The organism is Haloarcula sp. CBA1127, assembly GCF_001485575.1.
In the GTDB taxonomy this organism is placed as follows: domain Archaea; phylum Halobacteriota; class Halobacteria; order Halobacteriales; family Haloarculaceae; genus Haloarcula.
On record NZ_BCNB01000006.1, the window covers coordinates 236464 to 256038 of the forward strand.

The following is a 19575-nucleotide window of genomic DNA, read 5'->3' on the forward strand; positions in this document are numbered from 1 at the left end:
GTCGCGCGGCCCGGGATGTCTCCGCTACGACAGTTGGTCGCTGATAATCTCGTCAGCCGCTTCGATAAACGCCGACTCCTCCCCAGCCGGGATAGTCGCACCCGCCGCGATGTCGTGCCCGCCGCCGTCGCCGCCGACGGACTGGGCGGCATCACGCATCACGACCGACAGGTCGACGCCCCGGCCGACCAGTGGGCCGGTCGCCCGCGAGGACACTTTCGTCTCGTCCTCGTCGGTGCTGGCGAATGCGATGATAGGCTTGTCCGAATCGACGCCGTCGGTTCCCAGCGCCATCCCGGCGACGATGCCGACGATGGTCTCGCGGATGGCGTCTCCGGCGTCGAACCACTGGACGGTCCCCGCTGGCGTGACGCCGCGCTCCTTGACGAGTGTGAGGCCTTCCGAGAGGTTCCGCCGGTGGTTCGACAGTAGCGTCCGCGCCCGCTCAAGCGGCGCGTCACGCTCGCCGAGACACACTGCCAGCCCCACATCCGCTCGCTCGTAGCGGGCGGTGGCGTTCAAAAGCGTCGAGAACTCGCTTGCGTCCCGGAGTTCCGTTCCGCGCGGTTCCGCGGTCAGCGTGTAGGTCGTGCCGATGAGCGTCTCTATCTTGTCCGCCGGGACGCCGCGCTCAACGGCACGCTGGACCAGCCCGCTGGCGACGGTCTGACGCTCGTCGTCGGAGAGGTCGGCCCACGTGCGCCAGTCATCATCGGATTTGAGATCCAGCCCAAGGCCTTCGAGGAACCGCGTCGCGCCGGCCTGGTCGTTCGAGATGCCTGGTATCGGGACTTCCGTGGCGTACTCGAGCAGTTTCGGCAGCGGCCGGGTCTGTTTGCCGTACAGCGATAGATCAGTCCCTTCTTGAAGCACATCGGCGGCGATTCCCTCCTCGACGAGACCGGCGTTGGCTCCGACGAGTTCGCCACCGACGGCCTGCATGTCCCCGACCGCGCCGACGACCGCCAGCGCGGCGAGGTCTCGGTTGTCCGTCTCTCCGGTCGAGAGTGCGCGGGCAAGGACGTACGCCGCGCCTGCACCCGAAAGCTCCGACGCACCGTTGATGCCTTCCAGCAGCGGATTGAGATGCGTCTCGAAGTCGGCGTAACCGTCGGTGTCGACGACCGCGTCGGGGTGGCAGTCGTCCGGGTCCGACGGCTGGTGGTGGTCGGCAATGATTGCCTCGAAATCGCCGGCGGCGACGTGCTCGGAGATAACGTCTAGCTGGCCGGACCCGAAATCCGTGAACAGCACGGTGTCGTACTCACGGGCCGCGATACTCTCGATTTCGGCGGCGTCGAGTTGCTTCTTGAACACGGTTTCAACGGGGATGCCGGCCCGTGACAGCGCCGCGGTGGCGATGGCGGCGCTGGTCAGCCCGTCGGCGTCGATGTGGGAGGCCAGCAACACGCGGTCGGCCGCTCGGAGTCGGTCGGCGCAGGCGGCCGCGCGGTCGGCGAGCGCTGGAACGGGGCCGGTCGTAGTCATCGTACCGGGGATAGGTGCGCTCCGGCATAAAAACGTTCAGACGCGCGGGCATTCGTAGTAGAGCGGCCTGCCCGGTCAGGCGACCTTCCGCTGGTCGCTGAGTGTGACGGTCTGGTCGGCTGTCTCGACAGTTGTCCGGATGGTTATCCAGCCGTCCGCCTGTTCGATAGCGTAGGCGTCACTGAACGCCAGATCGACGCGCCGGGTCGTGGTGTAGGATCCGTCCGCTTCGAGTGTCCCGACGTCCTCGGAGCCCTCCCAGACCACGTCGCCACCGGTGGAGTTCCCAGCGTAAATCCGTGTGTAGACGGTGATGTCATCCGCCGTGCTGTTCTGCTGGTTCGTCAGCGTGGAAGTCACGTCACGACAGGTCCGTCCACACTCTTCGATAGAATCGACGGTGAACGCGAACGGCGGAGTGTTGGCCGCGCCGCCGTCAGAATCCCCAGTATCGCCAGTATCGGTTGTTGTGGTGTCGCTCTCGGTGGTTTCAGCTGTTTCCGTCGGGAACTCCGAGATGGCCTCGCCGCTGCTTTCCGCCTGAAACGGGCCGATACCGGCGACGAACGCTCCGCCGACACCCGCTAGCAAGAGTGCGAAGACGCCACCGACAGCGAGTAGCTTCCCGTTCATGTTAGCCACCGTCCTCGACCGACACGTCACTCACAGTCGGTCCAGGGCTAGCGTCGCTCCCACCGGCGAGGAACTCCTGAATCGCTTCGATGATCGCCGTCACGAAGTCAGGGACCTGATCCGGGAAGCCGCCGGGCGGGCTGACGGCGTTCGCCGTGTCGTCCCCGTCCGCTGTCGGTACGGCCGCGGCCGCTCCAGTGAGGAGTGTCAGTGCGAGCGCCAGCGTCCCGGCCGTGCGCAGTAGGGTTCGTGTCATCCTCACGTGTTCGTTGCTCCCGGCACCTCATCAAGTAGCCAGACGGTAAGGTCGAATAGTCACGGATTTCCGTCGTTTTAGCCGATTAACCCCGTATTAAATTGAGTAATACCCTGTTATTATAACCGCATCAGTCCTACTCTGTGACATGAATGCTGTTACGACCAAGCCACAGTCGGAGCCGAATCGAGTTATCTGCCTAACGGAGCAGTCCCGATGAGTCTGCTCCGACGGTTCGCGTTCGCCATCCGCGCCAAGCTCAACGCCCTGCTCAGTCGGACTTCGGACCCGGCGGCGGAACTTGACTACTCTTACGAACAGATGCGGGACGAACTGCAGGACGTGACTCGCGGTATCGCCGACGTGACGACTCAGAAGAAACGGCTGGAGATACACCGAACCCGGTTGCGGTCGAACGTCGAGAAACACGACACACAGGCCCGAGCCGCCCTGCAGGAGGGTCGTGACGACCTCACGCGCCGGGCACTGGAGAAGAAGCAGGTCAACGTCAGCCAGATAACGGAGCTGACGGGGCAGATAGACGACTTACAGGGGACACAGGACCGGCTGGTCGGCAAGCGGGCCGAACTCAGCAGCCAGATAGAGCAGTTCCGGACGAAAAAGGAGACGATGAAAGCCCGCTATCAGGCCGCCGAAGCGTCGGCGCGGGTCTCGGAGGCGTTTACCGGCGCTGGCGACACGATGGCCGACGTGCACCGCTCCATCGAGCGCGCGACGGAGCGCACGGAACAGATGGAGGCGCGCGCGGCCGCGCTGGAGGAACTCGAATCGAGCGGCCAGCTTGAATCCGTACTCGACGATGGCGACTCCATCGACCAGGAACTCGACCGCCTCTCCAGCGAGCGGGCGGTCGAGAACGAGCTGGCGACGCTACGGGCAGAGATGGATGAGCGCGAGGCCGTCGAAGAAGCCGCAGAATAGCTCGGGCAGGCGTCGAAACTATACAGAGCCGTTATTCGTGGTGTGTCGGAGCGGCCGCCTCGACAGCCTCGCAGGCCAGCGCCTCGAAGTCGGCCTGGTCGGGGACGACATCGACCGAGATGCCGGCGTCCTCGGCCGTCTCTCGCGTCGGCTGGCCGATTGCGCCGACAGTTGCCTCGTTCAGTCCGTCGATGGCAGCCTCGCGGAGACCGAGGTCCGCAGCCGCATCGAGGAAGTGTTCGACCGTGAGCGAGGACGTGAACAGCGCCGCGTCGAGGTCCCCGCTTGCGGCCAGCTCCGCGGACTCGCCCGACCCTTCCGGACGGACCAGCCGGTATAGCACGGTTTCATGGACGTACGCACCGGCGTCCTCCAGCCCGTCAGTCAGCACTGCGGAGCCATGGTCCGACCGGGCGACTTCGACTCTTGTGCCGGCCACCGCTCCGGACAGCGTTTCGACGAGTCCCGTCGAAGAGTACTCGGCGGGGATGATGTCGACGCCGTAGCCGGCCTCGTGAAGCGCCTCGGCGGTCGACTCGCCGATGGCACATATCGTCGCCTCGCCGGCGTCCCAGCCGGCTTCAGCGGCGAGTTCGACGCCAGTCTTGCTCGTCAGGACGACGTAGTCGGCGTCAGTACGGGGCGTGACTGGCCTATCGTCTTCATCACCGTCGGCATCGTCGGCCGTCGCCGGTTCGACGGCCAGCATCGGGTCCGGAATCGGGTCGGCACCGAGCGATTCCAGCAGTTCGACCGCGTCGTCGAGACGCTCGTCGTCGGGGCGGAAGGCAGCTACGCGCAGGCGCGGTTTCTCGCGCATTAGTACCCCTCCAGAAACTCCACCACTCGCTCTCGCTCGCCGGCTACCTCGCCGATGACGGTGATAGCGGGCGGTTCGATACCGGCCTCGTCTCGGATGGAGACGATGGTGTCGAGCGTCCCGGTGGCGACCTGCTGGTCCGGCCAGGTCGCGCGTTCGACGAGCGCCACGGGCGTTTCAGGGTCCATCCCGGCCTCGCGAAGGGCCTCTGTGTACTGGGGCAGCTTGCCGACACCCATCAGGACGACGAGCGTGCCGCCGGTCGCGGCCAGCGCTTCCCAGTCGACGGCCGATTCGTCCTTCGTCGGGTCCTCGTGGCCGGTGACGAAGGAGACCGAGGACGTGTAATCGCGGTGCGTGACCGGAATGCCGGCGGCTTCGGGGCCGGCGATAGCGCTCGTAATTCCCGGAACGATCTCGACGGGAATTCCGTTCTCCGCGAGATGAGCCAGTTCCTCGCCACCGCGGCCAAACACCATCGAGTCGCCGCCTTTCAGCCGGACGACGGTGTTACCCTCCTCAGCGAGTTCGACCAGTCGGGCGTTAGTGTACTCCTGAGGCGTCCACTCGCCGCCGGCGCGTTTGCCCACGTCCTCACGTTTCTCCTCGGGGATCATCCCGATGATTTCCGGGCCGGGGAGCTTGTCGTGCAGCACCACATCTGCCTCCTCCAGCAGGCGCTTCGCCTTGACCGTCAGCAGGTCCGGGTCGCCAGGACCGGAGCCGACCAGATACACTTTGCCGGGTGCAGTATCGGTCATTCCTCGTCTTCCTCCCGCGCCGCCGAGGCGTCATCGGCGTCCGTCGAGTCGCGCTTGGCCTCGGCAATGAGGTCGTCAGCACCCTGTTCGGCGAGTTCCGCTGCGAGGTCCTGTGCCGCGTCGATGTGGTACTCAGCCGGGATGTCACGGCCGACCGAGACTTCCTCGGTGCCGTCCTGTGAGAGGACGCGAACTCGCGTGTGGACGACGCCGCCCTCTAGCTGGGCGTGGACACCGATGGGCGCGACACAGCCACCGCCGAGTTCTTCGAGAATCGTCCGCTCAACGGTCGTCTCGACGCGCGTCTGAGGGTCGTCCAGCCGGTCTTTGATGTCCAGCGCGAGGTCGCCGTCGACAGCGGTCACCGCTAATGCGCCCTGTCCCGGAGCCGGGACGAACTGGTCGGGGTCAAGGTCGGACATCCCGACGTAGCGCGTGAGCCCGGCGCGGTGGAGCCCCGCCTTTGCCAGCACGATGGCGTCGTATTCTACGTCCGGGTCCCGCTCCATTGCCCGCCGTTCAAATTCGGTGAGGTCGTCGAACCACTCTTCGACCGTGCGGTCGTAGGGGTGTTCTTCTTCGTCAGTGTCGGATTCGTCGGTGTCGGAGTCCTCGGCGTCGTCGGTCCGCTCCTGTTCGGCCTCGTGTCGCTCCTGGTGTTCCTGCTGGAGCGACGGGGCCAACAGCTTCGCGAGGCGCGTATCGACGTTGCCCCGGAGCGGTTCCACGGTGAGGTCGTCGCGCTCGGCGAGCAACTGCGCCTTGCGTCGCAGGCTCGACGTACCGACGGTCGCGCCCTCGGGCAGTTCTTCGAGCGAGCGGCCGTCGGGCGTCACCAGCACGTCCTCAGCGGCGGCCCGCTCGGGGACCGCCGCGACGACGAGGCGCTCGGGCCGTTCGGTCGGCATGTCCTTCATCGAGTGAACCGCCGCGTCGAGTTCGCCGTCGAGCACCTTCTCGTCGAGGCTGCGCACGAACGCGCCGGTTTTCCCCAGTCGGTGAATGAGTTCGTCCCGTATCTGGTCGCCCGTCGTCTCCACCTCGACGAGTTCGACCGACAGTCGGCGACTGCTCAGCGAATCCCGAACCGTCGCCGCCTGACGCAACGCGAGGTCAGAGCCCCGCGTCGCCAGTTGCAGTGTCTCCCCGCGTGTTGTCATACCCGACACTCCTCGGTCAGCGCGTAAAAACGCACTTCTTCGCCGATTCGATGTCGCTACGCAGTCATCTCAGCGGACACAGTTCCGAGCACGCACTGTGAAACGAATCCCCCAACAAATGCCGTCACGCCGCCGGCGACGAGGGCGAAATCGATCAGTCTGTTGAGCGTGTCGACGGGACCGACGCTGATTGTGAGGACGACGTACGCGTGCAGGAGCACGTACATGGCTGGCAGAAAGACCGCCGTACAGAGCACGCCGGCAGCCATCGCACGTCGAATGACCGGCGGGGCACGTCTAACGACCGGGAGGGAACTGGTCAGGGCCATCGGGTACGGCTTTGTGGTGGGTACACGTAGTTCTGTGGTGCAGTCCGCGAGTCCCAGCCGCGTTACCACGGCTCGTTTTTCAGGCCGAGCAGGTAGGCGATACCGTTGGTCACGACGTGTAGCACCGGCGTCGCGACGACAACCACGACCAGCACCGGGAGCGTGAACGTCTCGGTGAACCACGACGGTGCGGCCACGAACGCACAGAGCAACGCTCCGACGACAAAGTCCAGTTGGTCCAGCCCGGGGAACGCCGCCCCGCGCTCGCGGCCAGTCCGGCGCTTAAGGAAGGACGCGCCGATGTCCCCGAGCATCGCACCGAAGGCGAGTCCGAGTCCGGCACGGAGCGAAAACGTCGGGATATCAGTTCCGAGTGCGGCGCTCACGCTAGGCGCGGCCTGTGTCAGTCCGAGCGCGAGTAGCGTCCCGGCGGCGGTACCGATGAGCGTTCCGCGCCAGGTCTTGCCGTCGCCCAGCACCCGCCGTCCGCCCCACGTTCGGCCACCGTCTATCGGTCTGCCGCCACCGGCGAGTACCGCGGCGTTGTTCGGGATATACGCCGGCAACATCGCCCACAGCGCCCAGACGACCGTGTCGACCGTCTCCATATCCCCGCCGTCTGCCCCCGTCGTCTTAATCTGTGTGACTCGCTGCTGTGGGGTTAGCGAGAGTGGCCACAGACTCTGGGACACACACGGACACGCCGACACCCGTTGCTGGTCACGAGTCTAAAAAGATCGAGAACTGGCCTCAGAACGGCGCTTCGGGGCCTTCGTCTTCGTCGCCGCCGACATCGCCGCCGCGGGACTCACCGGGGAAGGACGGACTCATGCCGCCGCTACCGCCGGACATGCCTTCCTGCTGTTCCATCCCAGTTCGGGCGGTGACCTCGTTGATCTCCGGGATCTCCTTGGTCATGCGCGTCTTGATGGCCTGAATGGTCATCGGCGAGATGCCACAGCCGGAACAGGCACCGCCGAGGCGGATCGTGACGCTGCCTTCCTCGCGGTCGATTTCCTCGATGGCCGCGCTTCCGCCGTGCATCTGGATCTGGGGGAAGTTGCGGCGCAGGAAGTTCGTGATTCGCTCGCGCAGGTCGTTGGCGTCCTCTGTTTCAGTGCTCATAGTGAATCATATTCCGTCCCGGGAGGGCTTAGACCTTTGGACTAACATCTATATGACGGGCGAGAAACCGCGACCCGCGAGCACCTGCCCGTAGTTACCTTGAACATACCTGAAACTTCTACCGCCGGGGCGAGTAGCCCGTCCTATGACACCCCCCGCTGACGGACCACAGCTGTTCGAGTGTGAGACCTGCGGCGGCATCGGCATCGGCGACAATCGCCCGGAGTGCTGTAGCGAGCCGATGACGGCGACCGAGATAGAGGAGACGGCGGTCAGCGAGCCGTCACTGGAAACGCTGCTCAAAACGGTCTTCGATATGTCCGGGACCGAGCTGGACATCTGTCTCTGCGTGATGGAAGGCGGTGAGTTGACCGTGGCGGCACTGGCCGAACAGATCGGCTACGACCGGAGCGTCGTCGCACGCCATCTCAACCATCTCGCGGCGTTCGGCGTCGTCGAGAAGCGCCGCCGAATCAGGCCGGCAGGTGGGCACGTGTACGTCTACACGCCACAGCCGCCGGAAGTAGTGCGTGAGCGGCTCCGCGGGGCGTTCCTGTCGTGGGTTCGGCTGGCGACCGCGCAGCTGGACGACCTGCAACGTGAGAAGGTCGAGGCGATAGCCGACGCCGAAACCGACGAGCGGCAGTGGACCGTGTTTCAGGAGCAGTAACTGCGAGCCAATCGCCTCAGATGCGGTCGGCAGTCACAGCGTAGACGACCGCGAGGACAGCACCGTAGACGACGTGCCACAGCAGCGACGGCGGTGCAAAGTTCGGGAACGGCGGTGAGGCCGGCGAGCCGACCGCGCTGAGCCAGACCGGCATCACGAGCGCGGCGAAGAGTACCCAGGTAGCGACGCCCCAGCCGACCCCGAGCCCAAGCAGTTTGCCGGACGATTCCAGACTGAGGACCCTCGCGAACCCAGCGAACAGCACACCCATCACAGCGCCGTGCGAGAGGTGGACGACGAGACCAGCCGCCGGGCTCGGCGGCGGTGCGAGCCCGTACAGGGACGGGATTGCGACGGCGAGCGTCGCGGTGTTCATCACGAGAATCAACGCGCCCATGACGGCGCTGCCGGCGATACCGCCGAGAACGCCGGCTTTCCAGTTGCCGGTACTGACATCGTACGTCTGTGTCGTTTCTGTTGTCGTTGACATGCATACGAACGGTCACACCGTCTAGCAAAAGAGCCGGCGTGGCTGTTCGACCTCGTGGCACGTCCCCGCAAGAACTATACACCGGCTCTCGCCGGCATGGACAGGCAGGCAACCAAGTTTCAAGCCGGGGCCGGACGGACAGGTGGTATGGCAGACTCCGACACAGTGATGGCTCGGTTCGATACCCCGGACATCGACAACCTCCCTGAGGACCTGCAGGAGCGTATCGCAGAGGAAACCGACCGCGCCGGCTTCACGCCGAACATCTTCCCGGCGATGGCGTATCGACCCTCACATTTCCGGGCGTTCTTCGCGTACCACGACGCGCTGGTCGAGGAGACGGCGCTCGAACGAGAAGAGGTCGAGATGATTATCGTCGCCGTCAGCGGCGTCAACGACTGCCTCTACTGTATTGTCGCCCACGGCGCGCTCTTGCGTATCTACGCCGACGCGCCCAAGCTCGCCGAGCAGGTCGCCGCGAACCATCGAACGGCCGAGATTAACGAGACGCACAAAGCGATGCTCGACTTCGCGGTGAAACTGACAGAATCGCCCGCCCGTATCGAGGACGCGGACCTCGAACGGCTAGAGGAACACGGCTACAGCCGCCGCACGATCTGGGACATCGGCAGCGTTGCGGCCTTCTTCAACCTCTCGAACCGCCTCGCACAGCTCGCCGACATCCGCCCGAACGACGAGTTCTACAACCTGGGCCGCTGATATGGCCGGCGTGCTGGCCGCCTGCTCTCACGCCGCTTCGGCCGGCCGCACCGTGTCAGCGCCACACTCCGGACAGGTCAGGTCCGCAACTGTTACCGCGCGCTGTGCGAACTCGGTCCCGCAGTCATCACAGCGGAACCTGTAGTGTTGTTCTCCGGAGCCAAACAGCTCCGATACCGTGTCAAGCACACCCATACTAGTGCACTCAACGTCGAACCCCCAAAATCTTCCGGCTGAGATACATTTCCGGCGTGGTTTGATACATATAGCATACATCACAGCGCGTATCTATACACCTAGTAGTTCTGGTCTTGCCTATCAGGGTCATCCACAGGTGTATGAACAAAACACTCTATCTGATGCAGAAGGACAGCGAAACGCGGATCGAAGTTGACGACGATGGCTACGACCGGATCATGGAGAACGGCAACGTTGTCGGCCACCATATGAGCAACCCCATCGTCAAGCTGACCTGAGCCGACTGAGGACGCGGTCCGGACGTATCGCGGCTGAGATGTGACATCCAGGAGTTTTTGCCGCTGGCTGTCGACCCCGTCTCCAATGAGCGACGCCGCGGCCTATGCCTGTGACAACGTTTCCACGCCGGTGGAGGCTGTTCAAGCTGTCCTTGCCCGTGACGATCTGACACCAGCACAGAAACAGGAGATTGCACAGGGGTTCTCCGCACGCGGCTTAGAGTTCGACGTTAGCGAGCAAGTCTGTGTTGATCAGGGCTAATCGTGGGTGGAGATATACCCTTACATTAGCGTATAGTAAACCTCCACGCAACACCCAATTCCGCGGCTGGCTGCTGGATGCATTACTGCAGTTAGAACGAGATTGAGTATGCGGCAAACACGAGGACAAATCAGGATGGTAGAGTAGTCAATAGTTTACTTATATCGGGTTGCATAAACGAGCCGTAACCTTAACGTGGGGTAGCCCGAACGATAGTATATGCCTGAAGACACGGAGCTTGATCGAGTAGCAAAGCGTGTCGGAGAACGCTCCGATCTCAGCAAGCAGACGTTCGAAAAGGGACAAGAAGCCGCTATTCTTCCAGATTAGCTTATTGCAATCGGTCAACAAACGCCCTTCTTCCATCATCTATTCTGTCCTTCACTTCTTGATGCTCGCTACGTTCAATTAGATCGGCCGCAAACTGAATGCACCGATTACGGTGCCCTTCATTGGCCATTGAGTGAACATCTTGCCCCTCAAAATCGTGTGCAGAAAGGTCAATCTCTATACCTGATTTTCGATATAGTTTGTCGACCCCAACCGACTTAGCGTATTGAAGTAGATCTGGTTTCCGCCGCAGCAACAGCAACCGCTTAGATTCATGGACATGCTTTCTTGCCCAATCGTGCCAATCTCCTTGATAGTTACCAGCCGGAATGAAATCTGGGTCCGTAGTTTCTGCCACGGATTGGAGATAAGTTCGGAGATATGCAACCGCTGTGCGATGATTTGCATTCGGTAATGCATGTTTCTTGATGAGCGAAGACATAATTTCGCCACCAACGATCTCAACATCTTGCCGCCAGCGAACATCATCAAACGCATCACTGATGCGAGCTGGGTCAGGCTGCTTATAGTAGTTGAGTGGTGCACCACGTTTATCCCATTCTTGTTGAACACCACGGAACGTGTTGATCACCGAATCGACCAGTACAATTTCACTGTCAGAGAGTCCCCGTTCCCAGCCGTCAGGGAACTGCCGGGGGTGTGATTCCGCAGCATATACAGCGTATACTTCATTGTCGAAATCATGCCGCTCGATGTTAGTCACAACACGAGTGGCATCCTCCGCTTCTAACTCTTTATCCGCTACAATTCCCTCAGCACGCTCCCGTGATGGAGTAATATAACACAAAGAAAGCACCAAATCCTCTCGCTTTTCGTGATATGGGAGCCTGTTAGTCATACACTCATTGTGGGCGACACTCTGTCATAAACTACGTGGAGGCCTACAAGGAATATTCCGGATCCAATTCGCAACGTGAATCTAGGCCAAGGTTAGCGCACACCTTTTGAGTACAGCCCACAAACGCGGGGAGTATGAGCGATAGCGAAGCTGGCGGTCCGAAGCAGGTCTCGGACCCGGCCTACCACAGCGAGAACCACACGGCCGCCCAGACCTGCGGCTGGACGAAAAACGCCCTCCGCGGCGAGGGGAAGTGTTACAAGTACATTTTCTACGGTATCGAGTCCCACCGCTGCATCCAGATGACGCCGGTGGTGAAATGCAACGAGCGGTGCGTGTTCTGCTGGCGCGACCACGCCGGCCACGCCTACGAACTCGGCGACGTGGAGTGGGACGACCCTGCGGCGGTTGCCGACGCCTCCGTGGAACTCCAGCGGAAACTCCTCTCCGGCTTCGGCGGCAACGACGAAGTCCCGCGTGAGGTGTTCGACCAGGCGATGGAGCCGCGCCACGTTGCTATCTCGCTGGACGGCGAACCCACGCTCTACCCGCACCTGCCAGAACTCATTGAGGAGTTCCACGAGCGCGACATCACCACGTTCCTCGTCTCTAACGGGACCAACACGGAGATGCTGGAGCAGTGTGACCCGACCCAGCTGTACGTCTCCGTCGACGCCGCCGACCGACAGACGTTCGATTCGACGGTGCAGGCGATGGAGGACGACGCCTGGGACTCGCTCATCGACACGCTGGACGTGCTGGCCGAGAAAGACGACACCCGCACCGTCATCCGAACGACGCTGGTCAAGGGCCACAATATGCACCACCCCGAGTGGTACGCAGCGATGTGTGACCGGGCCGACGCGGACTTCGTCGAGATGAAGGCGTACATGCACGTCGGCCACTCGCGGGGCCGTCTCGACCGCGACTCGATGCCCGACCACAGCGAGGTCCGGGAGTTCACACGGGAGATGAGCGAGTACCTCCCCAACCACGACGTCCTGAAGGAAGTCGAAGACTCCCGTGTGACGATGCTCGCCGAGGATGAGAACACGTGGGTCCCGAAACTGGAGAAATCGAGCGAGTTCTGGGAACGGGACGCGCTCGTGGAGTATTGAGGCGACGGACCGGAACTCATCACAGCAGTGTGATGTGGCTGAACGTGTTAGGCAGCGGGTTAAATTGTATCCAGCACAAACGGTAAAACGCGCTTTCAGGACCAACCCTGTCTCAGTTTCTCTCCGTTCCAAAAGTGGAATGCATTCCACCTTCGGTATGCTTATCCGGCGGGAATCCCTACTGCAGCGCATGGCTGAATCAACGGGACAGGGCGTCGGTCGGGACGAGCTGGCGACGCTGAAACTGCTCGCCCTCGACGGTGCGCTCGACGAGTCGACGAAGGTGTCCTGTGCCGATCTCGCCGAACGGCTGGACGCCTCGAACCAGACCGCCTCGCGGCGGCTCCAGCGGCTCGAAGACGCCGGGCTGCTGGCCCGGGATATCGTCAGTGACGGGCAAGAGGTCGAACTGACCGGAGACGGCGAACGACGCCTCCAGTCCGAATACGCTGACTACCGACGGATCTTCGAATCCGACGCCAGCGTCGACCTGACCGGCGTCGTCACCTCGGGGATGGGCGAGGGTCGCCACTACATCACGTTGCCGGGCTACATGGAGCAGTTCATCGAACGGCTGGGGTACGAGCCCTTTGCCGGCACGCTCAATCTCGAACTCACGGCCGAAAGCGTCCGCAAGCGAGCGCGGATGAGCGCTATCGAGCCGGTCACCATCGAGGGCTGGGAGGACGACGAGCGGACGTACGGTCCCGCGTACTGCTATCCCGCATCGATAGAGGGGAGCGACGGCGAGTACGAGCCGGCCCACGTCATCGCTCCCGAGCGAACCCACCACGGCGAGGAACAGCTCGAAGTAATCGCGCCCGAGAAGCTCCGCGAGGTGCTGGAACTGGCCGACGGTGACGAGGTGATCGTGCATGTCTCGGAGTGAGGAGACCGCCGTCGACGCCGACAGTGTGACCGACGCCGTCGCCGCCTTCGCCCGCGGCGAGCCGGTGCTGATCCACGACGCCGCCGACCGTGAGGGTGAGACGGACCTCGTCTACCCGGCCGGAGCCGTCACCCCCGAAGCCGTCGCCCGGATGCGCAACGACGCTGGGGGCCTCGTCTGCGTCGCGCTCTCGGACCGCGTTGCCGAGGCGCTGGAGCTACCCTTCATGCAGGAGGTCCTCGACCACCCGACAGCGGCCGACCACGACCTCGCGTACGACGAGCGCTCCTCGTTCTCGCTGACGGTGAACCACCGCGATACCTTTACTGGCATCACCGACGACGACCGCTCGCTGACAATTCAGGAACTGGCCACTGTCGCGGCGGACCCAGACCCGGACGCGTTCAGCGATGCCTTCCGGTCACCGGGCCACGTTCACCTTCTCCGGGCAGCCCCGGACGGCCTCTCCGACCGTGAAGGTCACACTGAACTCGCGCTCGCGCTCGCGACCGCGGCCGACCAGCCCGAGGCCGCCGTCGTCTGTGAGATGTTGGACGACGAGACGGGTGCAGCGCTGCCCCCGGCAGCAGCACGGGCCTACGCCGACCGCGAGGGGCTCGTGTACGTCGAAGGTGCCAGCCTGCTAGAGCGGTTCGACTGAGACTGGCGGCTGTAGCCGAGGCAGCGTTGTCGCCACTCCGTAGCAATAGGATTGTTGCGGGACCGACGTCCGACAGCGCGAGAAGCGAGCAGCTACTGTTTGTCCCCACGGAACCGAATCGGAGTTCGAGTCAGAAGGGTGTATCCGCGGCCGCGGCAAGTTGTCTGAGACCGCTGACGGCGAGGTACAGCACCGCTCCAGTGAACAACGCGATACCTACGGCCCGAGAGAGCGCAGGGACCGGTGACTCGACGACACCGGAGAGATTGCGCGTGATGACCTCGGTCTGAATCAGGAGCAGGCTCAGCGGCAGCAACAGAACAGCGACGCTACGGTGGAGCGACCGCTTCAGGGAGGACATATGCGGTGCAGACGACCAGATTTCACTAAAGCGTTTGCGCTCACGGGAACAGTGATCCGTACTGGACGTGTCAGGCAGCGCGATCCTGACCCGCGGGGGTATCGTCAACACTCTTAACCAAGGGAATCAATGGGGTAGATATGAAACACGACGAGACAGCAGGAGGCACCACCCGCGGGCACCGCGACTGTCAGCTCACCGGAGGGGTCGTGCGATGAGCGACCGTCCGGAGATGTTCGAGGGGACCGACCGCATCTGGATGGACGGCGAGTTCGTCGACTTCGAGGACGCACAGACCCACGTCCTTACCCACGCGCTGCACTATGGGACCGGCGTTTTCGAGGGTGTTCGCTGTTACGACACTGAACAGGGTCCGGCAATTTTCCGCTGGGAGGAACACTTAGACCGCCTGTACAAGTCCGCGAAACCCTACGACCTCGACATCGAGTTCAGCAAGGACGAACTCACCGAGGCGACGACGGAACTCATCGAGACGGAAGGATTCGAGTCGTGTTACATCCGCCCCATCGTCTACTACGGCTTCGACTCGCTTGGCGTGAGCCCGAAAGACTGCCCGACGAAGACCACCATCGCAGCGTGGCCGTGGGGCGCGTATCTGGGCGAGGAAGCGCTGGAGGAGGGCGTCGACGTGATGGTGTCGTCTTGGCGCAAGCACGCCTCCAGCCAGATTCCGACCAACATCAAGACCACGGGGCTGTACGTCAACAGCATGCTCGCCGGCGAGGAGGCCCGCCGGAACGGCTACACCGAGGCCATCGTCCTGAACAAGGAGGGCAACGTCGCCGAAGGCCCCGGCGAGAACATCTTCATGGTCCGGGACGGCGAAATCTACACACCCGGGCTGGCCGAGAGTATCCTTGAAGGCATCACCCGCAACACCGCAATCACGCTCGCCGAGGAGATGGGGTACACCGTCCACGAAGAGGCGACCATCTCCCGTGGCGAACTGTACACCGCCGACGAACTGTTCTTCACCGGTACAGCGGCGGAGGTCACCCCCATCCGGAGCGTTGACGACAACGAGATTGGCGAGGGGACGAAAGGGCCGGTCACTGATGAGCTTCAGTCGGCCTTCTTCGACGTGATCGAGAGCGGCGACCGCGAAGAGTGGTTCCACTACGTCTGAAAGCGCGGTGAGCGGCGCTGTTAATCGTCCGCGAGGTCGTCCTCGTCGGCGACCGGAATCGGCGTCGCGTTACTACGGTCCGTGTCGCCGAAGCCGGCGCTGAGAATGCGCGTCAGCGCTTCTTCGACGCGTTCATCGATTTCCTCGTAGCGGTGCGGTTCGACCTCGACGACGTAGCCGGTCGTGATGTTCGGCGCCGTCGGCAGGAAGAGTACCTCACGGCCGTCGTCGGTGGTCTGTCCCGTTTTGAACGCCGTCATCCGCATTCCATCCCACACTTCGAGTTTCACCGGCGCCTGGAGGTCTTCGGTTCCCCCGACAGCCGTCTCGACCGCCATCTTCGAGGCGTTGTACACCACCCGGAGGCCAGGCACGTGGTTCATCGCGTCATCGATTGCGCGTTCGACAATATCGCCGAAGGCCGTCCGCATCAGATAGCCGATAGAGAATACGATGAGGATAAAGATAATCAGCGTCGTGAACACCCGGGCGAGTTCAACAGACGGCTCTCCCGAAGGGAGTCCCAGCGTTGACAGCAACTGGCTGTCAATGGCGTCGATAACCGCTGCGGACGCGAGAATAGAGTAGAGATAGAGAATGACGTATGCTGTCACGAGAAGCGGCAGCAGGATAATAAGGCCGCTCGCGAAATCGCGCTTCCACGACGTTGAGGAGGCCATACAGGTACGTATCGGGCGCGGGATATGAGCCCTTTCCTTTGGTGCGTGTTCGTGCTGTTACCCACCAGTTCTGACAGGGGTGTGCAACGGGGTACTGCGACCGGACTACCACTCGGCGACGCTGCCGTCGTCGTGTCGCCAGACGGGGTTGTGCCAGTCGATCTCCTGCTGGGACTGCTCTCGGAGGAACGCCTCGTCAATCTCGATTCCGAGGCCGGAGTCGGTGGGTACGGTGACGAACCCGTCCTCGTAGTCAAACACCGACGGGTCGGCGAGGTAGTCCAGCACGTCGGTGGTCTCGTTGTAGTGGATGTCGATGCTCTGCTCCTGAATGAGTGCGTTTGGCGAGCAGGCGTCGACCTGAACACACGACGCCAAGGCGACCGGGCCGAGCGGGCAGTGGGGGGCCATCGCCACATCGTAGGCCTCGGCCATCGACGCGATCTTGTACACCTCGGTGATGCCGCCGGCGTGGGAGAGGTCCGGCTGAATCACGTCGACGGCACCGTCCTCGAACACCTCCTTGTAGTCCCAGCGCGAGTACATCCGCTCGCCGGTCGCAATCGGGATGTCAGTGTGGGCCGCAAGCGCCGGCAGCGCGTCGTTGTGTTCGGGCAACACCGGCTCCTCGATGAACATCGGCTCGTAGGGCTCCAGCGCGGACGCCAGCCGCTTGACCATCGGCTTCGTGACACGACCGTGGAAGTCGACGCCGATGTCAACCTCGGGACCGACGGCCTCCCTGACCTCCCGGAGCCGGGTGGCGGCGGCCTCGACCGTGGCCGGGGTGTCGACACGCTCGATTTCGGGCGTCGCGTTCATTTTCAGCGCCGTGAACCCAGCGTCGACCTGCTCCTGAGCGGCGCTGGCTACGTCGGAGGGTTCGTCGCCGCCGATCCACTGGTACACCCGAATCCGGTCCCGGGCCTGCCCGCCCAGTAGCTGGTGGACGGGCGCGCCGAGTTGCTTCCCCTTGATGTCCCACAGCGCCTGGTCGATGCCGGCAATGGCGGACATCAGGACCGGGCCGCCGCGGTAGAAGCCGCCGCGGTACATCGCTTGCCAGTGGTCCTGAATGTTTTCGGGGTTTTCGCCAACGAGATAGCTGTCGAGCAGTTCCTCGACGGCCGCGCGCACGGTGTGGGCCCGTCCCTCGACGACGGGTTCGCCCCAGCCGACGGTGCCGTCGGCCGTCTCCAGTCGAAGGAAGAGCCACCGGGGCGGCACCTCGAACAGTTCGTAGTCGACGATACGGTTCCCACCCGCGCCGTCGGCTGTCATGCCGGTGTCCTCCGCACTGTGCCATGCAGATCAGTCCCCTCAAGAGCAGTACGCGACGTTTCGAACCGTGCTCCGTCGGTGTGTGGAGTCATGTGAGACACACATAGGAGACGTGTATATAGTCATTGTGTGATTCCAGAACGGCCGTCAGCGCCGATATCTCGGTGTCAGTGAGCAGCGCAGACCGTCCGCTATCACATCGGTAGCGGTCAGTTTCGGCTAGTTACTGCTCACGGTGGCGCTCCCACGTACTGACGAGCGCGGCAAGCGTCTCGTTGACCGGGACCCGCTCGGCCGCAGCCTCGGCGACGTACCCGTTGATGGCGTCGATTTCCGTCTGTCGGCCGGCCGAGATGTCCTGATACATCGACGAGTGGTTGGCGGCGGTGTCGTCGACGACACGCTTGACGAGCGACACCGCACGCTCGTCGGGGAGGGCGATACCCTGCTCGCGGGCGACGGCGGCCGTTTCCCGGGCGGCGTCCGCCGCGATGGTGTCGGCCGGCGAGTCGGACAGCGCGCCGTTCTCCACGCGAGCGAGCGCTGTCACCGCGTTGATGCCGGCGTTGACTGCGAGTTTCTCCCAGAGGCGAGTCGGCATATCCGCCGCAACGGTCGTCTCGATGCCGGCCGCACGGAACGCCGCTCCGACATCGTCGGCGACTGCGGACCGGCCGCCGTCGCGGTCCCCCAGCACGACTTCGCCGCGGCCGGTGAACGCGACAGTTCCCGGCTCTTGCAGCCGTGCACCGTAGGAGCACGTCCCCGCCAGCACCGGACAGTCAAGTGCAGCGGCCAACTGCGACTCGTTGCCCATTCCGTTCTGCAGCGAGAGACAGGCGTCGAGGGTGCAGTCCGCGAGGTCCGTCGCAACGGCAGCGGTGTCGTAGGCCTTGACCGTCACCAGCGCGAGGTCGGCACGTTCCGGCATCGCCGTCTGTGCGTTCGGGTGGACCCGAAACTCCTCGCTCCCGACCACCGAAAGGCCGTTCTCGGTAACGGCGCTGACGTGTGGCTCCCGGCCCACGAGCGTCACGTCGTGTTCGCGCGCGAGCAGGCCACCGACGAGGCTGCCGAGGCTCCCGGCCCCGACGACGACGATATCCATACCGACGGGCAGGGACGGCCCGGACAAAAACCCACCACCGGCGTGCCGGAATCAGCACGCACTTGACCGCGAGCGACGAACGAGGGGCCATGGGCGACTCCGACGACGCCGAGGCGGTAGTTCGAGCCATCGACGAGATTGGTATCGACCGGCTGACCGAGACCATCGTCACGGCGTGGGAGGGCATCGGTGGCGGCGTCGAACCGGGTCCGACCTGGCCACAGGACGAGACCACACAGCGGTTCGAACTGTCCGACCCTGACGAGGCGGTCGGGCTGGACGTGCTCGCGGCGGTGCTGGACGCGTCACCACGGTCCCCGGAAAAGGCGTTTGTCCACCTCGGTGTCGGCCGACGAGACACTCCCCAGCACGAACGGTTCGCTGTCGAGACACTCGCGGGCCACACCGACGTGTCGGCGACCGACACCCACACGACCGGAACGGTGCCGATGACGGCAGAGACGTTCGACGCGCTGGCGCGAGTCTACGGGGGGACACTGGTGTACGTCGTCATCGGTGATGCGGACGGGCACGCGATCCTCGAACTCGACTGGACGACACTTCGGTTTTCGCTCCCGCCATCGGCCGTCGAAACTGTGCTGGAGACAGTCGGACCGGCCGTCGCCGAGCGATTCGAGCGGGCGTAAGCCCGGCCTGTTAGCGGGCGTCGCCTCAGTCCTCCTGCCAGTAGTAGATGTCTTCTTTTGGCGCGTTACAGGACGGGCACTTGTCGGGGATGTCCGCTATCTGCCCCATCTCACCACATTCCCAGCAGCGCCACATCAGTTCGGCCTCGCCCGCGGCCCCGGCGCTTACGTGTTCGCTCGACATCGCTTCGATGCCCTCCTCGACCGTGACGTAGAACCCGTGTTCGTCGAACCCGCGGATCGTCCCGAGTTCATTGCCGTCCTCGTCGTACACCGTCTGTCCGAACGAATACTCATCGTTTTCGATGTCCGTGGTCATGTCAGCCATACGTAGAGACAGTCGTCCCGAGATGTGTTAAATG

The 19575-nt window shown here is 63.4% G+C and carries 27 protein-coding genes; 10 read left to right on the forward strand and 17 right to left on the reverse strand.

Annotated features, from left to right (window positions below):
- Positions 1 to 24: 24 nt before the first annotated feature.
- From AV059_RS05865 to AV059_RS05875, 3 genes are all read right to left on the reverse strand, one after another.
- Positions 25 to 1488, reverse strand: a complete 1464-nt coding sequence (locus AV059_RS05865) for a DHH family phosphoesterase (RefSeq protein WP_058992990.1) — start codon at positions 1486 to 1488, stop codon at positions 25 to 27.
- A 75-nt stretch (positions 1489 to 1563) separates the two neighbouring features.
- Complete coding sequence (locus AV059_RS05870) at positions 1564 to 2121, reverse strand: hypothetical protein (protein WP_058992992.1); 558 nt, start codon at positions 2119 to 2121, stop codon at positions 1564 to 1566.
- A 1-nt stretch (position 2122) separates the two neighbouring features.
- Positions 2123 to 2377 (reverse strand): hypothetical protein, encoded by a 255-nt coding sequence (locus AV059_RS05875; protein WP_058992994.1) that lies wholly within the window; start codon positions 2375 to 2377, stop codon positions 2123 to 2125.
- Positions 2378 to 2593: 216 nt separating this feature from the next.
- On the opposite strand from AV059_RS05875, the gene AV059_RS05880 reads away from it, so the two are divergent.
- The gene (locus AV059_RS05880; RefSeq protein WP_058992996.1) at positions 2594 to 3319 is read left to right on the forward strand and encodes a PspA/IM30 family protein; all 726 of its coding nucleotides are present in this window, start codon (positions 2594 to 2596) and stop codon (positions 3317 to 3319) included.
- 31 nt (positions 3320 to 3350) lie between these two features.
- Here AV059_RS05880 and AV059_RS05885 read toward each other — a convergent pair whose 3' ends face one another.
- The 6 genes from AV059_RS05885 to AV059_RS05910 form a co-directional block, all read right to left on the reverse strand.
- Entirely contained in the window at positions 3351 to 4139 is a 789-nt protein-coding gene (locus AV059_RS05885; RefSeq protein ID WP_058992998.1) for a uroporphyrinogen-III synthase, read from the reverse strand.
- Positions 4139 to 4900, reverse strand: coding sequence for a uroporphyrinogen-III C-methyltransferase (gene cobA / locus AV059_RS05890; protein WP_058993000.1), 762 nt, complete (start codon positions 4898 to 4900; stop codon positions 4139 to 4141). The genes AV059_RS05885 and cobA overlap by 1 nt, the downstream gene beginning before the upstream one ends.
- Positions 4897 to 6060 (reverse strand): hydroxymethylbilane synthase, encoded by a 1164-nt coding sequence (gene hemC, locus AV059_RS05895; RefSeq protein WP_058993002.1) that lies wholly within the window; start codon positions 6058 to 6060, stop codon positions 4897 to 4899. Before hemC ends, cobA begins: the two co-directional genes overlap by 4 nt.
- Before the next feature lie 56 nt (positions 6061 to 6116).
- The gene (locus AV059_RS05900; RefSeq protein WP_058993005.1) at positions 6117 to 6389 is read right to left on the reverse strand and encodes a hypothetical protein; all 273 of its coding nucleotides are present in this window, start codon (positions 6387 to 6389) and stop codon (positions 6117 to 6119) included.
- A gap of 62 nt (positions 6390 to 6451) precedes the next feature.
- The gene (locus AV059_RS05905; RefSeq protein WP_058993007.1) at positions 6452 to 6997 is read right to left on the reverse strand and encodes a CDP-2,3-bis-(O-geranylgeranyl)-sn-glycerol synthase; all 546 of its coding nucleotides are present in this window, start codon (positions 6995 to 6997) and stop codon (positions 6452 to 6454) included.
- A 142-nt stretch (positions 6998 to 7139) separates the two neighbouring features.
- Positions 7140 to 7514: a NifU family protein gene (locus tag AV059_RS05910; protein WP_058993009.1), complete on the reverse strand. Its 375-nt coding sequence runs from the start codon at positions 7512 to 7514 to the stop codon at positions 7140 to 7142.
- A gap of 145 nt (positions 7515 to 7659) precedes the next feature.
- On the opposite strand from AV059_RS05910, the gene AV059_RS05915 reads away from it, so the two are divergent.
- On the forward strand, positions 7660 to 8184 hold the full coding sequence (locus AV059_RS05915; RefSeq protein ID WP_058993011.1) for a helix-turn-helix domain-containing protein: 525 nt from the start codon (positions 7660 to 7662) through the stop codon (positions 8182 to 8184).
- Between the two features lie 16 nt (positions 8185 to 8200).
- On the opposite strand, the gene AV059_RS05920 is transcribed toward AV059_RS05915, so the two are convergent.
- Positions 8201 to 8674 (reverse strand): DUF6789 family protein, encoded by a 474-nt coding sequence (locus AV059_RS05920; RefSeq protein ID WP_058993012.1) that lies wholly within the window; start codon positions 8672 to 8674, stop codon positions 8201 to 8203.
- 147 nt (positions 8675 to 8821) lie between these two features.
- Between AV059_RS05920 and AV059_RS05925 the strand changes: the two genes are divergently transcribed.
- On the forward strand, positions 8822 to 9394 hold the full coding sequence (locus AV059_RS05925) for a peroxidase-related enzyme (protein ID WP_058993014.1): 573 nt from the start codon (positions 8822 to 8824) through the stop codon (positions 9392 to 9394).
- Between the two features lie 27 nt (positions 9395 to 9421).
- On the opposite strand, the gene AV059_RS05930 is transcribed toward AV059_RS05925, so the two are convergent.
- The gene (locus AV059_RS05930; protein WP_058993016.1) at positions 9422 to 9589 is read right to left on the reverse strand and encodes a zinc ribbon domain-containing protein; all 168 of its coding nucleotides are present in this window, start codon (positions 9587 to 9589) and stop codon (positions 9422 to 9424) included.
- A 143-nt stretch (positions 9590 to 9732) separates the two neighbouring features.
- Between AV059_RS05930 and AV059_RS22300 the strand changes: the two genes are divergently transcribed.
- Both AV059_RS22300 and AV059_RS21995 read left to right on the forward strand, forming a co-directional pair.
- Entirely contained in the window at positions 9733 to 9870 is a 138-nt protein-coding gene (locus AV059_RS22300) for a hypothetical protein (RefSeq protein WP_004964745.1), read from the forward strand.
- An 85-nt stretch (positions 9871 to 9955) separates the two neighbouring features.
- Positions 9956 to 10132 carry a hypothetical protein gene (locus tag AV059_RS21995; RefSeq protein ID WP_154021007.1) on the forward strand — a complete coding sequence of 59 codons (177 nt, stop codon included), beginning with the start codon at positions 9956 to 9958 and terminating at the stop codon, positions 10130 to 10132.
- Between the two features lie 331 nt (positions 10133 to 10463).
- Here AV059_RS21995 and AV059_RS22000 read toward each other — a convergent pair whose 3' ends face one another.
- The gene (locus AV059_RS22000; RefSeq protein WP_154021008.1) at positions 10464 to 11321 is read right to left on the reverse strand and encodes a hypothetical protein; all 858 of its coding nucleotides are present in this window, start codon (positions 11319 to 11321) and stop codon (positions 10464 to 10466) included.
- A 134-nt stretch (positions 11322 to 11455) separates the two neighbouring features.
- On the opposite strand from AV059_RS22000, the gene twy1 reads away from it, so the two are divergent.
- The 3 genes from twy1 (at position 11456) to ribB (ending at position 13989) form a co-directional block, all read left to right on the forward strand.
- Positions 11456 to 12439, forward strand: coding sequence for a 4-demethylwyosine synthase TYW1 (gene twy1 / locus AV059_RS05945; RefSeq protein WP_058993024.1), 984 nt, complete (start codon positions 11456 to 11458; stop codon positions 12437 to 12439).
- Between the two features lie 190 nt (positions 12440 to 12629).
- The gene (locus tag AV059_RS05950) at positions 12630 to 13328 is read left to right on the forward strand and encodes a DUF120 domain-containing protein (RefSeq protein WP_004964760.1); all 699 of its coding nucleotides are present in this window, start codon (positions 12630 to 12632) and stop codon (positions 13326 to 13328) included.
- Positions 13315 to 13989: a 3,4-dihydroxy-2-butanone-4-phosphate synthase gene (ribB, locus tag AV059_RS05955; RefSeq protein ID WP_058993026.1), complete on the forward strand. Its 675-nt coding sequence runs from the start codon at positions 13315 to 13317 to the stop codon at positions 13987 to 13989. Before AV059_RS05950 ends, ribB begins: the two co-directional genes overlap by 14 nt.
- 130 nt (positions 13990 to 14119) lie before the next feature.
- Here the strand turns inward: ribB and AV059_RS05960 are convergent, their stop codons facing one another.
- Positions 14120 to 14350 carry a hypothetical protein gene (locus AV059_RS05960; RefSeq protein ID WP_058993028.1) on the reverse strand — a complete coding sequence of 77 codons (231 nt, stop codon included), beginning with the start codon at positions 14348 to 14350 and terminating at the stop codon, positions 14120 to 14122.
- A gap of 214 nt (positions 14351 to 14564) precedes the next feature.
- Between AV059_RS05960 and AV059_RS05965 the strand changes: the two genes are divergently transcribed.
- Positions 14565 to 15497: a branched-chain amino acid transaminase gene (locus AV059_RS05965; RefSeq protein WP_004964767.1), complete on the forward strand. Its 933-nt coding sequence runs from the start codon at positions 14565 to 14567 to the stop codon at positions 15495 to 15497.
- A gap of 20 nt (positions 15498 to 15517) precedes the next feature.
- Here AV059_RS05965 and AV059_RS05970 read toward each other — a convergent pair whose 3' ends face one another.
- The 3 genes from AV059_RS05970 to AV059_RS05980 all read right to left on the reverse strand — a co-directional run bounded on the left by AV059_RS05970 (position 15518) and on the right by AV059_RS05980 (position 18566).
- Positions 15518 to 16177 (reverse strand): DUF502 domain-containing protein, encoded by a 660-nt coding sequence (locus AV059_RS05970; protein ID WP_058993031.1) that lies wholly within the window; start codon positions 16175 to 16177, stop codon positions 15518 to 15520.
- Between the two features lie 105 nt (positions 16178 to 16282).
- Complete coding sequence (gene dgoD / locus AV059_RS05975) at positions 16283 to 17458, reverse strand: galactonate dehydratase (RefSeq protein ID WP_058993033.1); 1176 nt, start codon at positions 17456 to 17458, stop codon at positions 16283 to 16285.
- 223 nt (positions 17459 to 17681) lie between these two features.
- Positions 17682 to 18566 carry a ketopantoate reductase family protein gene (locus tag AV059_RS05980; RefSeq protein ID WP_058993035.1) on the reverse strand — a complete coding sequence of 295 codons (885 nt, stop codon included), beginning with the start codon at positions 18564 to 18566 and terminating at the stop codon, positions 17682 to 17684.
- Between the two features lie 89 nt (positions 18567 to 18655).
- On the opposite strand from AV059_RS05980, the gene AV059_RS05985 reads away from it, so the two are divergent.
- The gene (locus AV059_RS05985) at positions 18656 to 19213 is read left to right on the forward strand and encodes a hypothetical protein (RefSeq protein WP_058993036.1); all 558 of its coding nucleotides are present in this window, start codon (positions 18656 to 18658) and stop codon (positions 19211 to 19213) included.
- Between the two features lie 25 nt (positions 19214 to 19238).
- Here the strand turns inward: AV059_RS05985 and AV059_RS05990 are convergent, their stop codons facing one another.
- On the reverse strand, positions 19239 to 19541 hold the full coding sequence (locus AV059_RS05990; RefSeq protein ID WP_058993037.1) for a rubredoxin-like domain-containing protein: 303 nt from the start codon (positions 19539 to 19541) through the stop codon (positions 19239 to 19241).
- Between the last annotated feature and the right edge of the window lie 34 nt (positions 19542 to 19575).